The organism is Spirillospora sp. NPDC052269, assembly GCF_040679435.1.
Taxonomy (GTDB): domain Bacteria; phylum Actinomycetota; class Actinomycetes; order Streptosporangiales; family Streptosporangiaceae; genus Spirillospora.
The window spans coordinates 106392-120239 of record NZ_JBFAUU010000001.1 but is presented as its reverse complement, the minus strand read 5'-3'; the positions used below and the strand labels follow the sequence as shown (position 1 = coordinate 120239).

9 protein-coding genes are annotated in these 13848 nt (G+C 72.8%); 5 read left to right on the top strand and 4 right to left on the bottom strand.

The features are described from left to right. Nucleotides 1–22 precede the first annotated feature (22 nt). Both mshB and AB0L06_RS00520 read right to left on the bottom strand, forming a co-directional pair. Nucleotides 23–913 (bottom strand): N-acetyl-1-D-myo-inositol-2-amino-2-deoxy-alpha-D-glucopyranoside deacetylase, encoded by an 891-nt coding sequence (gene mshB, locus AB0L06_RS00525; RefSeq protein WP_500228745.1) that lies wholly within the window; start codon nucleotides 911–913, stop codon nucleotides 23–25. A gap of 183 nt (nucleotides 914–1096) precedes the next feature. After that, nucleotides 1097–2680, bottom strand: coding sequence for a serine/threonine-protein kinase (locus AB0L06_RS00520; RefSeq protein ID WP_500228744.1), 1584 nt, complete (start codon nucleotides 2678–2680; stop codon nucleotides 1097–1099). A gap of 186 nt (nucleotides 2681–2866) precedes the next feature. Here AB0L06_RS00520 and AB0L06_RS00515 point away from each other — a divergent pair, with 186 nt between their 5' ends. Continuing rightward, on the top strand, nucleotides 2867–4978 hold the full coding sequence (locus AB0L06_RS00515) for a S9 family peptidase (protein WP_500228743.1): 2112 nt from the start codon (nucleotides 2867–2869) through the stop codon (nucleotides 4976–4978). A 52-nt stretch (nucleotides 4979–5030) separates the two neighbouring features. On the opposite strand, the gene AB0L06_RS00510 is transcribed toward AB0L06_RS00515, so the two are convergent. Beyond that, on the bottom strand, nucleotides 5031–6782 hold the full coding sequence (locus AB0L06_RS00510; protein ID WP_500228742.1) for an ABC transporter ATP-binding protein: 1752 nt from the start codon (nucleotides 6780–6782) through the stop codon (nucleotides 5031–5033). Beyond that, a complete protein-coding gene (locus AB0L06_RS00505) occupies nucleotides 6779–8458 on the bottom strand; it encodes an ABC transporter transmembrane domain-containing protein (protein ID WP_500228741.1) in 1680 nt (559 codons plus the stop codon). Before AB0L06_RS00505 ends, AB0L06_RS00510 begins: the two co-directional genes overlap by 4 nt. Nucleotides 8459–8657: 199 nt before the next feature. Between AB0L06_RS00505 and AB0L06_RS00500 the strand changes: the two genes are divergently transcribed. From AB0L06_RS00500 to AB0L06_RS00485, 4 genes are all read left to right on the top strand, one after another. Next, nucleotides 8658–9863, top strand: coding sequence for a PP2C family protein-serine/threonine phosphatase (locus tag AB0L06_RS00500; RefSeq protein ID WP_500228740.1), 1206 nt, complete (start codon nucleotides 8658–8660; stop codon nucleotides 9861–9863). A gap of 232 nt (nucleotides 9864–10095) precedes the next feature. After that, nucleotides 10096–10785, top strand: a complete 690-nt coding sequence (locus tag AB0L06_RS00495; RefSeq protein ID WP_500228739.1) for a succinate dehydrogenase cytochrome b subunit — start codon at nucleotides 10096–10098, stop codon at nucleotides 10783–10785. Between the two features lie 2 nt (nucleotides 10786–10787). Beyond that, nucleotides 10788–12728, top strand: coding sequence for a fumarate reductase/succinate dehydrogenase flavoprotein subunit (locus AB0L06_RS00490; protein ID WP_500228738.1), 1941 nt, complete (start codon nucleotides 10788–10790; stop codon nucleotides 12726–12728). Continuing rightward, nucleotides 12728–13480, top strand: a complete 753-nt coding sequence (locus AB0L06_RS00485; RefSeq protein WP_500228737.1) for a succinate dehydrogenase/fumarate reductase iron-sulfur subunit — start codon at nucleotides 12728–12730, stop codon at nucleotides 13478–13480. Before AB0L06_RS00490 ends, AB0L06_RS00485 begins: the two co-directional genes overlap by 1 nt. Nucleotides 13481–13848: the final 368 nt, after the last annotated feature.

Genomic DNA, 13848 nt, shown 5'->3' with positions numbered 1-13848 from the left:
GACAGCCTAGCCAGCGCGGCGGTCAGGAGAGGCCCGCGAACAGATCGGTCTCGCGCCCGCCCGCGCCGGCCGGGCCGCGCTCGCCGTCCAGCAGGACGAAGTACTCGGTGCCGAACGCCTGCTGGCCGAGGTTGTTCGACAGCGCGAAGAACGGCCCGGTCTCGGCGGGCGCGACGGTGATCTGGGTGCGGTGCGCGCGCAGCGCGGCCAGCTTGGACGGCAGGTACGGACGGGCGTCCACGACCGTGGTGATCAGGTCGTCCGGGACGCCGGAGCCCAACTCGTCCACGGTGGCGACGCGCGGGAACGGCAGCCGCGCCTCCCGCATCACCGCGATCGCCCGGACGAGCACGGTGCGCGGCGTCGCGTACGCGTACAGCTTCGCGACCTTCCACGGCTCCCGGCCCTCGCCCGTGAAGGACGCGTCCGCGGCCAGCTCGAACGCGCGGCGGGTGACGCGGTGCGCCTGGATGTGGTCGGGATGCCCGTAGTTGCCGCGGTCGTCGTAGCTGACGACCACCTGCGGCCGGACCTCCCGGACGATCTCGGCGAGCGCCCCGGCGGCCTCGTCCAGGTCGGCGCGCCAGAAGCAGCGCGGATCGTCGTTGGTGGCGCCGCCCATCATGCCCGAGTCGCGCCAGCGGCCCGGACCGCCGAGGAACCGGTGGTCGGCGACGCCGAGCGCCTCGCAGGCCGCGTCGAGCTCGCCGATCCGGAAGGCGCCGAGCCGGTCCTCCTTGTCGGCGGCCAGGTGGCGCAGCTCGTCCGGGATGACCTCGCCCTCCTCGCCGAGCGTGCAGGTGACGAGCGTGACGTGGGCGCCCTCGGCCGCGTACTTGGCCATGGTCGCGCCGGTCCCGATGGACTCGTCATCGGGATGGGCGTGCACGAACAGGATCCGCGGCTCCTTCATGACCAGTGAGCCTACTAACGCGCGGGACCGCTCTCGGCGGTCACCCGTGCCGCCGGGGTGCGCGAAACGTCACGCTCCGGACGTGACCGTGGTCACGTCCGGAGCGTGGTCGCCCGGAGCCCGTCCGAGGGGCGCCGGTCCGCCGGCGGTCACATGCCGCCGGCGCCCGATCGTCGGCGCAGGTCAGTTGCCGCCGGTGAGGCCGCCCGCGGCGTCGGCGCCGTTCGTGCCGCCGCCGCCACTGCCGCCGCCACCGGTACCGCCACCGCCGGTGCCACCGCCACCGGTGCCGCCGCCACCGCCGGTGCCACCGCCCGGAGGCGGGTTGGTCGTGTGGCCACCACCACCGCCGGGTGCGGTGTGGGTCGGGTTCCCGGTCGGCCCGCCGGTCGAGGTGTCCGGCGGAGTGTTGGTCTGGGTCGGCTGGGTCGTGGGCGACGACGTCTGCGTCGGACGGTGCTTGCGGGTGCGCGTCGGCTGCGGCTCGCTCGAGTCGGTGTTGTCGGGCGACTGCGTGTCGCTCGGGCTCTCGGACTGCGAGGTCTTCTGGTCGCCGCCGCTGGGCGTGTCGCCCTTGGTGCCTCCGCCGCCGCCCATGTTCGCCACCGCGATGCCGACCACGCCAGCGAGCACCAGGATGGCGATGACCGCCGCGATCACCGGGGCCTTGGACTTCTTCTCCGGCTCCCAGTCACGCCGGCTGGGACGGCCGCCGCCGCCCCGGTAGGCGTCCTCGTAGCCGGCGACCGGCGGCAGGGTCGCCCCGCCGCCGCCCATGCCCTGGGTGACGCCGCCCTGCCCGTGGCCGTAGCCCTGGTCGTAGGCGCCCGCCGGAGCCATCCGGGTCGCGGCCGCGCCGCCCGCGGCGGCCGCCGCTCCCCCGGCCAGCAGCGCGGTCGCCTGCGCCGGGTCGTCCAGCGCGGTCGCGCCCGGCACGGGCCCGGCGGGCACGCCGCCCGCCCCGCCGGGGCCGCTGCCGATCAGCGCCATCATCAGCTGCTGCGCGTTCGGCCGCCGCGCCGGGTCCTTGACCAGGCAGGCGGCGATCAGGTCGTACAGCTCGGGCGGCAGGCCGTCCAGCGAGGGCGGCTCGTTCATCACCCGGTTGATCACCGCGACCACGGTGTCGTCGCCGAACGGCGGACGGCCGGTCGCGGCGAACACCATCGTCGCGCCCCAGGCCCAGACGTCCACGGCCTCGGTGAGGCGCTGCCCGGCGACCTGCTCGGGGGCCATGTAGGACGGGGTGCCGATCGCCTTGGTGGCGTTGGTCTGGCCCGCGTCCAGGGCCCGCGCGATGCCGAAGTCGATCACGCGCGGGCCGTCCGGGGCCATGATCACGTTGTGCGGCTTGAAGTCGCGGTGCACGATGCCCGCCTGGTGGATCGCCACCAGCGCGGTCGCGGTGCCGATCGCGAGGCGCTCCAGCGCCGCGCCGGTGATCGGCCCCTGCTCGGTGACCTGCTTGTACAGCGCCGGGCCGGGCACGTACTCGCTGGCGATCCACGGCTGGTCGCCCGCGACGTCGGCCTCCAGCACCTGCGCGGTGCAGAACCGGGCGACCTGCATGGCCGCCTGCGACTCGCGGACGAAGCGGTGGCGGGCCATGTCGTCGGCGGCCGCGTCGGCGCGCAGAAGCTTGATCGCCGCCTTCGCCCCGGTCGGGTCCACGCCCAGGTAGACGACGCCCTGACCGCCCTCTCCAAGACGTTCGGTCAGGTCGTAGGACCCAAGCCGCCGGGGGTCTCCCGGCTGCAAGTCCGACATGGAACAACTCCTTCGGCGGGCGGGTTCTGGCGACGCTGCGGGACTGGGCGGGCTACGAGCTTACGCGAGCAGCCGCGCGCCCACCGCGCGTTCACCCAGCGGGACCATACCCATTGAATCCCCACAAAGCAGCGTGGCGACGGGCTGCCGCCCGGATCGGTCACAGGCGGCTGGCAGACTCACATCATGAGCATCAGCTATCCGCGGCAGACGGCCCGCACCCGCCGGTTCACCCTGGGCGTCCCCCGTGCCTTCCAGATCGCGCCTGACGGGTCCCGGGTGGCTTTCCTGCGCACCAAGGCGGGCGACGACCCGGTCACCTGCCTGTGGACGCTGGACCCTGCGACCGGTGCTGAGACGCTCGTCGCAGACCCGGCCGCGCTGGCCGTCGCGGGTGAGCAGAACCTCCCCGCCGAGGAGCGCGCCCGTCGCGAGCGGGCCCGCGAGGGCGCGGGCGGCATCGTCGGCTACGCGACCGACTCCGCCGTCCGGCAGGCGGTGTTCAGCCTCGGCGGACAGCTGTTCCTCACCGACCTGGCGTCCGGGGAGACCCGGGAGCTGCCCGCGCAGACGCCGGTGTTCGACCCGCGCCTCGACCCGGCGGGCCGCCACGTCGCCTACATCTCGGGCCGCACCGTCCGCGTGATGGGCACCGACGGCTCGGACGACCGCGCCCTGGTCACCCCGGAGAGCGACCAGATCTCCTACGGCATGGCCGAGTTCCTCGCCGCCGAGGAGATGCAGCGCATGCGCGGCCACTGGTGGTCGCCGGACGGCTCGACCGTGCTCGCCGCGCGCGTGGACGAGACGCCCGTCCAGCGCTGGACGATCGCCGACCCGGCCAACCCGGAGAACCCGGCCACCGAGATCGCCTACCCGTCCGCCGGGACGCCCAACGCGATCGTCTCGCTCGTCCTGCTGAAGGTGGACGGCGGCCGCACCTCGGTGTCCTGGGACCGCGGCCAGTACCCCTACCTGACCACCGCGGGCTGGGACGCGCGCGGCCCGCTGATCGTCGTCCAGACCCGCGACCAGCGCGCCCAGCGGGTCCTCACCGTCGACCCGCTGAACGGCGAGACCGCCCTGCTGCACACCGGCCACGACCCGGTCTGGACCGAGATCGTCCCCGGCGTCCCGGCCCGCACCGACGCCGGCGACCTGGTCTGGACGCTCGAGGACCACCAGGCCACCGCGCCCGGCGTCTCCTCCCCCGACCTCGTCGGCACCCGCCGCCTCACCATCGGCGGCGAGCCGGTCACCCCGGCCGGCCTGCAGGTCCGCGCCGTCCTCGGCGTCGAGGGCGGGACGGTGCTGTTCACCGCGTCCACCGAGCCGACCGAGGTGCACGTCCACCGGTACGCCGACGGGGCGGTGACCCGGCTCACGTCCGGGCAGGGCGTGTACTCGGCGGTCGCGTCCGGCGACATCACCGTGATCACCGGGTCGCGGATGGACGTCCTCGGCAACGTCACCGAGGTGCGCGGCCCGGACGGCACGTTCCCGGTCGAGTCCCGCGCCGAGACCCCGGTGATCACGCCGCGGGTCGAGCTGCTGCGCGCCGGGCCCCGCGAGGTCCGCACGGCCGTGCTGCTGCCCACCGGCTGGACGCCCGACCAGGGCCGCCTGCCCGTCCTCATGGACCCCTACGGCGGCCCGCACGCCCAGCGCGTCATGGCCGTCCAGCGCGCCTACTGCGAGCCGCAGTGGCTCGCCGACCAGGGCTTCGCCGTCGTCATCGCCGACGGCCGCGGCACCCCCGGCCGCGGCGTCGCCTGGGAGCGCGCCGTCCGCGGCGACTTCGTCACCCCCGTCCTGGACGACCAGATCGCCGCCCTGGAGGAGGCCGCCCGCCGCCACCCGGCCGCGCTCGACCTCGACCAGGTCGCCGTCCGCGGCTGGTCCTTCGGCGGCTGGCTCGCCGCCCTCTGCGTCCTGGCCCGCCCGGACGTCTTCCACGCCGCCGTCGCGGGCGCCCCGGTCACCGACTGGGCCCTCTACGACACCCACTACACCGAGCGCTACCTCGGCCTCCCCGAGGAGGAGCCGGAGACCTACGCCGCCAACTCCCTCATCGAGCTGGCCGACAAGCTCACCCGCCCGCTCCTGCTCATCCACGGCCTGGCGGACGACAACGTGGTGGCCGCGCACACCCTGCGCCTCTCCTCGGCCCTCCTGGCCGCGGGCCGCCCCCACACCGTCCTCCCCCTGTCGGGCGTCACCCACATGACCCCACAGGAGGTCGTCGCCGAGAACCTCCTCCACCTCCAGGTCGACTGGCTGAAGAACTCCCTTTCCTGACCCACGGACGAGAAGAAGGGGGCGTGCTTCGTGCACGCCCCCTTCTGCCTTGTCAGGGGTTGCGGTCCGCGGGCTGGCGGTCGCCATGCCAAGACGACCACAGGGCCGCATAAGACCCCTTGGCGGCGAGGAGTTCCTCGTGGGTGCCGAGTTCGGTGATGCGGCCGTCCTCGACGACGGCGACGCGGTCGGCGTCGTGGGCGGTGTGGAGGCGGTGGGCGATGGCCACGACCGTGCGGCCGTCGAGGACGGCGGCGAGCGAGCGTTCCAGGCGGCGGGCGGCTCGCGGGTCGAGGAGGGACGTGGCCTCGTCCAGGACGAGGGTGTGCGGGTCGGCGAGGACGAGCCGGGCCAGGGCCAGTTGCTGCGCCTGGGCCGGGGAGAGGTCCTCGCCCGCGGCGCCGACCTGCGCGGACAGGTCGGGGCCGTCCCAGTCGACGGCCTCGAGAGCGGCGCGGATCTGGTCGTCGGACGCGTCCGGGTTCGCCATCACCAGGTTGTCGCGGAGGGTGCCGCGGAAGACGTGGTGCTCCTGGGTGACGAGGGCGACGTGGCCGCGCAGGTCGTCCAGCGGGAGCTCGACCAGCGGGACGGGCGCGTCGTCGCCGACCTCGACGGCGCCGGAGCCGGGGGCGTCGATCCCGGCGACCAGGCGGCCGAGGGTGGACTTGCCCGCGCCGGACGGCCCGACCATCGCCAGGCGTTCGCCCGGACGCAGCGCCAGGTCCACGCCGTGCAGGACGTCATGGCCGGGCCGGTAGGCGTACCGGACGTCGCGGACGGCGATCCGCTCGCCGTCCGGGCGCTCGGACGTCGTGACGCGGTCCGGCGGGACATTGCCGACGCCGAGCAGCCGGGCCAGGGACGCGCCGCCGATCTGCACCTCGTCCAGGCGGGTGAGCAGCATGTCCACCGGGCCGACGAGCTGCTGCACGTACAGCGTCGCGGCCGTCACCTGGCCGAGCGACGCGAGACCGTGCTGGTGCAGGAGCCCTCCCGCGACCAGCGTCCCGACGACCGGGAGCAGGTAGCCGCTCTCGACCACGGGGAACAGGACGGTCCGCAGGCCGAGGGTGTAGCGCTCGCGGGAGAAGGAGCGGGCGATGTCGGCGTCGCCGCGGTCGCGTCGCCGCCGCTCGAGGCCGAACGCCTCGACCGTGCGGGCGCCCTGGACGGTCTCGGCGAGGCCGTCGGTCAGCTCCGCCCAGGCCGCCTCCTCGCGCAGGTAGCCGTCCCGGGCGCGCCTCAGGTACCAGCGCATGCCGAAGAGGATCGACGGCAGGCCGAGCAGGACGGGCAGCGTGACGAGCGGGCCGGTCAGCAGCAGCGCGACCAGGGTGAGGACGATCGTGACGCCGCCGATGAGCATCTCCGGGACGGCCTCGCGGACCACCCCCGACAGCTCCCCCACGTCCCGCGAGGTGCGGCTGACCAGGTCGCCCGTCCCGGCCCGCTCGACGCGGGACAGCGGCAGGCCGAGGACGCGTCCGACGAACTCCTCGCGCAGCTCGGCCATGACCCGCTCGCCCAGCCGCGCGGACGCGAAGTAGGCGTACCGCGTCAGGACGCCCTGGACGATGACGAATCCGGCGATCACCGCGCCGACGGTGTCGATGTGCGCCGTCCCGGCGCGGACGCCGTCGACCAGTCCGCCCAGCAGCCGGGGTGTGACCAGCCCGGACACCGCCGCGAGGGCGTGCAGGGCGAGCGCGCCGGCCAGGGCGCGCGGATGCCGCCGGACGAGCTCGACGGCGTACGCCCGCACCTGGGCGGGCGTCGCGACGGGCAGGATGGCGGTGCTCATGTCCCTCCACGGGTGACGACGGCGGCGTAGCGGGGTTCGGCGTCCAGCAGTTCGCGGTGCGTGCCCTCGGCGACGACCGCGCCGTGCTCGACGAACGCGACGTGGTCGGCGTGGTCGAGGACGAGCGGGCTGGTGGTGGCGATCACGGTGGTCCGCCCGGCCCGGACGCGGCCGAGGCGTTCGGCGATCGCGGCCTCGGTGTGCGCGTCCACGGCGCTGGTCGGCTCGACCAGGACGAGCACGTCGGGATCGGCGGCGAGCGCCCGGACGAGCCGCAGCCGCTGCCGCTGCCCGCCGGAGAACTCCCGTCCGGCCTCGGCGACGTGGCCGTCGAGGCCGGTCGCGTCCACCACGTCCTCGGCCGCGGCCGCCTCGACCGCCGCTTCGAGGTCGGACGAACCATCCGGCTGGGCGAGGGTCTCGCGGAGAGGGCCGGAGAAGAGGCGGTCCTCGTTGACGGCGACCAGGACGCGTGACCGGACGTCCGCGATCTCGGCGAGCGGAACACCGCCATAGGTGACGTCGCCCTCGGCGTAGCGGCCGAGGCGGCCCGCCATGGCGGCGGCGTCGCGCGGGTCGGCGGCGGCGACGGCGGTCACCCGGCCCGGGCGGACGACCAGCCCGGACGCGGCGTCCACCAGCTCCGCCGGACCGTCCACGCTCCGGGTGCCGGTGTGCGTGATCTCCGGCTCGACGTCCAGCAGGCGGCAGACGCGTCCGGCGGCGACCCGTCCCTTGGTGAACTTCTGGGCCATCTCGCCGAGCGTCCGCAGCGGCACGATCAGGAAGACCGCGTACCCGTAGAACGCGACGAGCTGGCCGACCGTGATCCTCCCGTCGGCGGCGAAGTGCGCGCCGAGCCAGGTGACCAGCGCCACGAGCAGGCCGGGCAGCAGCACCTCGGCGCCGCTGATCCGCGACTCGGCCCAGGCGACCCGGACCCCGGCCCGCCGGACGTCCTGGGACCGGCCCGCGTACCGGCCCGCGAACAGCCCCTCGCCGCCGACGCCGCGCAGCACCCGCAGGCCAGCGACCAGGTCCGTCGCCGTCGAGTTCAGCTCGCTGACCAGCTCGCGGTGCGCGTCCTCGCGGCGCTCGTAGGGGCGCAGCAGGGGCGCGGCGAGCGCCAGGATCACCGGGACGCCGATCAGGACGACCAGCCCGAGCGGCCAGGACGTCACCAGCAGCAGCACCGCGACCACGACGATCGCGACGACCGAGCCGGTGCCGCGGCCGATGATGTCCAGCACGTCGCCGATCCGGGCGACGTCGGAGATGCCGACACTGACCACCTCGCCCGCGGTGAGCCGCTTCGGCAGCGTCGCGCCGAGCCGGGTCGTCTGCCGGGTGACCAGCTGGATCGTCCGGTAGGCGGCCGACAGCCAGTTGAACACGGCCATCCGGTGCCGGGTGACGCTCGACACCGTCTGCACGACGCCGAGCGCCAGCAGCACGCCCGCCCAGCGCAGCAGCGCGCCGGTGTCCCCGCCGGCCACACCGGCGTCGATGGCGCGTCCGATCGCGGCGGGCATGAACGCCTGGGACAGGAAGAACACCGTCCCCAGAGCCGCCACGCTGAGCACGCTGCGGCGCTGGACGCGCACCAGCCAGAGCAGGTAGCGCGTCGGGGATCGGTGGTCGGGAATGCCCGGATCGGGTACGGGTAGGTCCTTCACTCTGCGAAGGTATGCGGCGACACGGCGGCCCCTCGACTCATTTTTTCGCCGTCGACCGCCCCGCCGGACACTTTTCCCACCCGCCGCCCCACAGCCCTCCAGGGCTCGTTCGGGCCCGTTCGAGGGATGTCCGAAAGGAGCGTCAGGGGCGCGTCCGAGGTGCGCCGGAGTCCGCCGACCGGCTAGCCTCCCTCGGGTCGTGAGCCCTTCCCGCAGTCCCGTCCCGTCCCCGTCAGGCCAGCCCGAGACCGTCGAGCTGCTGGCCGTCCTCGGCGACCCCGCGGACGTGCAGATGGTCGAGAAGATGCTGACCGAGGCCGGGCTGGACGTGGCGCTGACCGTCGCCGCCTCGCTGGACGAGGCCGCGCGCCGGGTGACCCGCCGCACCCAGTGCGTCCTGGTCGACCTGTCCGGCCCCGAGAGCGACCGCCTGACCGGCCTGCGCCGGATGCTGGCGGTGTCCGGGACGGCCGCGGTGATCGTGCTGACCGGCGTGGACGACGTGGCCCTGGGCATCCGGGCGGTCGCCGCCGGAGCCGAGGACTACCTGGTCAAACGGGAGATCGACGGCCCGCTGCTGGCCCGCGCCGTCCGGTACGGGATCGAGCGGCGGCGCGCGGACGAGAGCGAGCGGCGCCTCGTCGAGGCCCGGCTGATGGCCGCCGAGAACGCCCGGCTGGAGCGCGGCCTGCTGCCCGTCCCGCTGATCGACGACCCGTCCCTGACGCACCACACCCGCTACCGGCCCGGACGGTCCCGGGCGCTGCTCGGCGGGGACTTCTACGACACCGTGCAGACCGAGGGCGGCGCCGTCCACCTCATGATCGCGGATGTTTCCGGGCACGGCCCGGACGAGGCGGCGCTCGGCGTCCAGCTGCGGATGGCGTGGCGGACGCTCGTCCTGTCCGGGCACACCGGCGAGCAGCTGCTCGGCACGCTGGACACCGTCCTCGGGCACGAGCGGCGCAGCGACGAGACGTTCACGACGCTGGCCATGGTCACGGTCGCCCCGTCCCGCCGGACGGCCCGCATGTACCTGGCCGGGCACCCGGCGCCGCTGCTGTTCACCGGCGCCGGCCGGGACACCCGGGTCGCCGCGCTGCCCGATTACGCGCACGGCCCCGCGCTCGGCCTGGTACCCGACGCGGACTGGCCGATGACCGAGGTCGAGCTCGGCGAGGCGTGGAGCCTGATGCTCTACACCGACGGCCTGATCGAGGGCTACACCGGGGACGGCTCGTCCGACCGGCTCGGCACCGACGGCCTGGTGGAGCTGGCGGGCAGGGCGTCCGGGCGCGGGCTGGTCGGCCGCGCGCTGCTGGACGACCTCGTCTCGGGCGTCGAACGCCTCAACGGCGACGCCCTCACCGACGACCTCGCCGTCCTCCTCCTCTCCCACCGCTGACGCCCACTCTCGGCGTGTGACCCACGTCACCTGCGGTTTTATCTACTACAGCACGTAGAGCATGATGTACTACGACTCGTAGTTCCCTTTCGTGGTGTGAAGTCCGACACTCCGCGTTGTCACCGAACGGTCACGAACCCCAGGTGGGACGCGCCCCATAGCCACCGGCTATCGAAACGAGTGCCACCATGACTTGGCCCTCTTTCCCCAGGCAGCCGTACGGTTCTGAGCTGTGGCTATAGCGAGTACTGCGATCTACAGATCGACCGTCGGCAAAAAGGCCGTCATGGCGGTGACGGGAGCGATCCTGGTCGGCTTCCTGATCGCGCACATGATCGGGAACCTCAAGATCTTCCTTGGGGCGGGCGATTTCAACCACTACGCGGAGTGGCTCCGCACGATGGGCGAGCCCGCCGTCCCCCGGCGCACCGTGCTGACGATCCTGGAGATCGTGCTGGGCGTGTCCATCCTGCTGCACATGTGGTCGGCCGTCTCCCTGGCGCGGCGCGCCAGCGCGGCCCGCCCGGTGAAGTACCAGGGCAAGAAGAAGTCCCACGCGCAGGGCTATGCCACGCACACCATGCGGTACGGCGGCATCATCATCCTGCTGTACGTCATCTGGCACCTGCTGGACCTGACGTTCTACGCCGTCAACCCCAAGGGCTCGGACGCCACCCCGTACGAGCGGATCGTCGCCGACTTCGACGCGTCCCGCTGGTACATCACCGTCTGGTACGTCGTCGCCGTGCTGCTCGTCGGCCTGCACCTGCGCCACGGCATCTGGAGCGCCTTCCAGACCCTCGGCCTGCGCTCGCCGCGGAACAACACCGCCCTGCGCGGCCTCGCCGGCGGCATCGCCGCCGTCGTCACGCTCGGCTTCATCGCCGTGCCGATCTCCGTCACCTTCGGATGGGTGAGCTGACCATGACCGACACCTTCTACGAGGCCGGCGACCCGGTCGTCGACACCCAGGCCCCCCAGGGCCCGGTCGAGAACCGCTGGACCACCCGCAAGTTCGAGGCCAAGCTGGTCAACCCGGCCAACAAGCGCAAGAAGAAGGTCATCGTCATCGGGACGGGCCTGGCGGGCGGCTCCGCCGGCGCGACCCTCGGCGAGGCCGGCTACCACGTCATCCAGTTCTGCTTCCAGGACTCGCCCCGCCGCGCCCACTCCATCGCCGCGCAGGGCGGCATCAACGCCGCCAAGAACTACCGCAACGACGGCGACTCGGTGCACCGCCTCTTCTACGACACCGTGAAGGGCGGCGACTTCCGCTCCCGCGAGTCGAACGTGCACCGCCTCGCCGAGATCTCCACCCAGATCATCGACCAGTGCGTCGCGCAGGGCGTCCCGTTCGCCCGCGAGTACGGCGGCCTGCTCGACAACCGCTCCTTCGGCGGCACCCAGGTCTCCCGCACCTTCTACGCCCGCGGCCAGACGGGCCAGCAGCTCCTGCTCGGCGCCTACCAGGCCCTCATGCGCCAGGTCGACGCCGGCAACGTCGAGCTGCACGCGCGGCACGAGATGCTCGACCTGATCATGCAGGACGGCCGCGCCCGCGGCGTCGTCGTCCGCGACCTGATCAACGGCGAGATCAAGCACTACACCGCCGACGCGGTCGTGCTGGCGTCCGGCGGCTACGGGAACGTCTTCTTCCTGTCCACCAACGCCATGGGCTCCAACGTCACCGCGTCCTGGCGCGCGCACAAGCACGGGGCCTACTTCGCCAACCCCTGCTACACGCAGATCCACCCGACCTGCATCCCCTACTCCGGCGAGCACCAGTCCAAGCTGACGCTGATGTCGGAGTCGCTGCGCAACGACGGCCGCGTCTGGGTGCCGAAGAGGGGCGGCGACGACCGCGCCCCCGGCGCCATCCCCGAGGACGAGCGCGACTACTACCTCGAGCGCATCTACCCGTCCTTCGGCAACCTGGTGCCGCGCGACATCGCCTCCCGCGCCGCCAAGAACGTCTGCGACGAGGGACGCGGCGTCGGCCCCGGCGGCCAGGGCGTCTACCTGGACTTCGCCGACGCGATCGAGCGGCTCGGCCGCAAGACCGTCGAGGCCAAGTACGGCAACCTCTTCGAGATGTACGAGCGCATCACGGGCGAGAACCCCTACGACGTCCCGATGCGCATCTACCCCGCCGTGCACTACACGATGGGCGGCCTGTGGGTCGACTACGACCTGCAGTCCAACATCCCCGGCCTGTTCGTCGTCGGCGAGGCCAACTTCTCCGACCACGGCGCCAACCGCCTCGGCGCGTCCGCCCTCATGCAGGGCCTCGCCGACGGCTACTTCGTCCTCCCGACCGGCCTCGGCGACTACCTCGCCCGCAACACCGGCCTGGACGAGGTCTCCGAGGCGTCCGTCTCCGAGGCCGAGGAGCGGGTCTCCTCGCAGGTCGAGAAGCTGCTCTCGATCAACGGCACCCGCACCGTCGACTCCTTCCACCGCGAGCTCGGCCACATCATGTGGGAGCACTGCGGCATGGAGCGCTCCGACGAGGGCCTGCGCAAGGCCCTGGAGCTGATCCCGGCGCTCCGCAAGGAGTTCTGGGAGAACGTCAAGGTCACCGGCAAGGGCGAGGAGCTCAACAAGGAGCTGGAGAAGGCCGGCCGGGTGGCCGACTTCCTCGAGCTCGGCGAGCTCATGGTGATCGACGCGCTGCACCGCACCGAGTCCTGCGGCGGCCACTTCCGCGCCGAGTCCCAGGACGAGGACGGCGAGGCCAAGCGCGACGACGAGAAGTTCTCCTACGTGGCGGCCTGGGAGTGGGGCGGGAGCGAGACCAAGCCCGTCCTGCACAAGGAAGCCCTCGAGTTCGAATACGTTCACCCGACGCAGAGGTCGTACAAGTAATGAAGCTCACGCTGCGCATCTGGCGCCAGAAGGGCCCCCAGGACCAGGGCCGGATGGTCGAGTACGCGCTCGACGACATCTCCCCGGACGCCTCGTTCCTGGAGATGCTCGACGTCCTCAACGAGCGGCTGATCACCGAGGGCGAGGAGCCCGTCGCGTTCGACCACGACTGCCGCGAGGGCATCTGCGGCATGTGCTCGCTGGTGATCAACGGCACCCCGCACGGTCCCGAGCGGATGACCACCACCTGCCAGCTCCACATGCGCAAGTTCAAGGACGGCGAGGTCATCGACGTCGAGCCGTGGCGGGCGCGCGCCTTCCCGGTCGTCAAGGACCTGGTGGTGGACCGGTCGTCGTTCGACCGCATGATCCAGTCCGGCGGCTACATCTCCGCCCCGACCGGCACCGCGCCCGAGGCCCACTCCGTCCCCGTCCCCAAGGCGGACGCCGACCACGCGTTCGAGGCCGCCGAGTGCATCGGCTGCGGCGCCTGCGTCGCGGCCTGCCCGAACGGCTCGGCCGCGCTGTTCCTCGGCGCCAAGGTCACGCACCTGGGCCTCATGCCCCAGGGCCAGCCCGAGCGCTGGGACCGCGTGGTCTCCATGCTCGACACCCACGACGACGAGGGCTTCGGCGGCTGCACCAACACCGGTGAGTGCACCGTCGCCTGCCCCAAGGGCATCTCCCTCGACGTGATCTCGCAGCTGAACCGCGACTACCTCAAGGCCACGGTGGGCGGCCGGAAGAAGTAGTCACGTAACGCAAGGTTTCCACTACGATGCGATAGCTCGACATACCCGCCGGTTCACCCCGGCCGGGCTCCATTGCGGCAGGTTGCCTATCACGTCGAGCGGAACGCCTTTCGGCGATCAGCGCCTCGGACTTCGGTCCGAGGCGCTCTTCGTTTTTTTCAGGGGCCTTAGCGCAGGGTCAGACCGAAATGATCATGCCTCTCGGCACTCGTCTCGATTCCCTTTAGCCATAGATGCTGGTTATGGGTCGGGGGTGGGTCGATCTTGGTAGCGGGGTCGGTGGGCATGTGTGCAGGGTCACACGCTGCGGTGATTGTTATGTGTGTCACAGTCGCGCGACCGTGGCGTAGGGTCACAGCCCCCGAAGG

Excerpts from the sequence above, each read along its gene's own strand:
- mshB (WP_500228745.1), bottom strand. The coding sequence starts at position 913 with ATGAAGGAGCCGCGGATCCTGTTCGTGCACGCCCATCCCGATGACGAG.
- AB0L06_RS00520 (WP_500228744.1), bottom strand. The coding sequence starts at position 2,680 with ATGTCGGACTTGCAGCCGGGAGACCCCCGGCGGCTTGGGTCCTACGAC.
- AB0L06_RS00515 (WP_500228743.1), top strand. The coding sequence starts at position 2,867 with ATGAGCATCAGCTATCCGCGGCAGACGGCCCGCACCCGCCGGTTCACC.
- AB0L06_RS00510 (WP_500228742.1), bottom strand. The coding sequence starts at position 6,782 with ATGAGCACCGCCATCCTGCCCGTCGCGACGCCCGCCCAGGTGCGGGCG.
- AB0L06_RS00490 (WP_500228738.1), top strand. The coding sequence starts at position 10,788 with ATGACCGACACCTTCTACGAGGCCGGCGACCCGGTCGTCGACACCCAG.
- AB0L06_RS00485 (WP_500228737.1), top strand. The coding sequence starts at position 12,728 with ATGAAGCTCACGCTGCGCATCTGGCGCCAGAAGGGCCCCCAGGACCAG.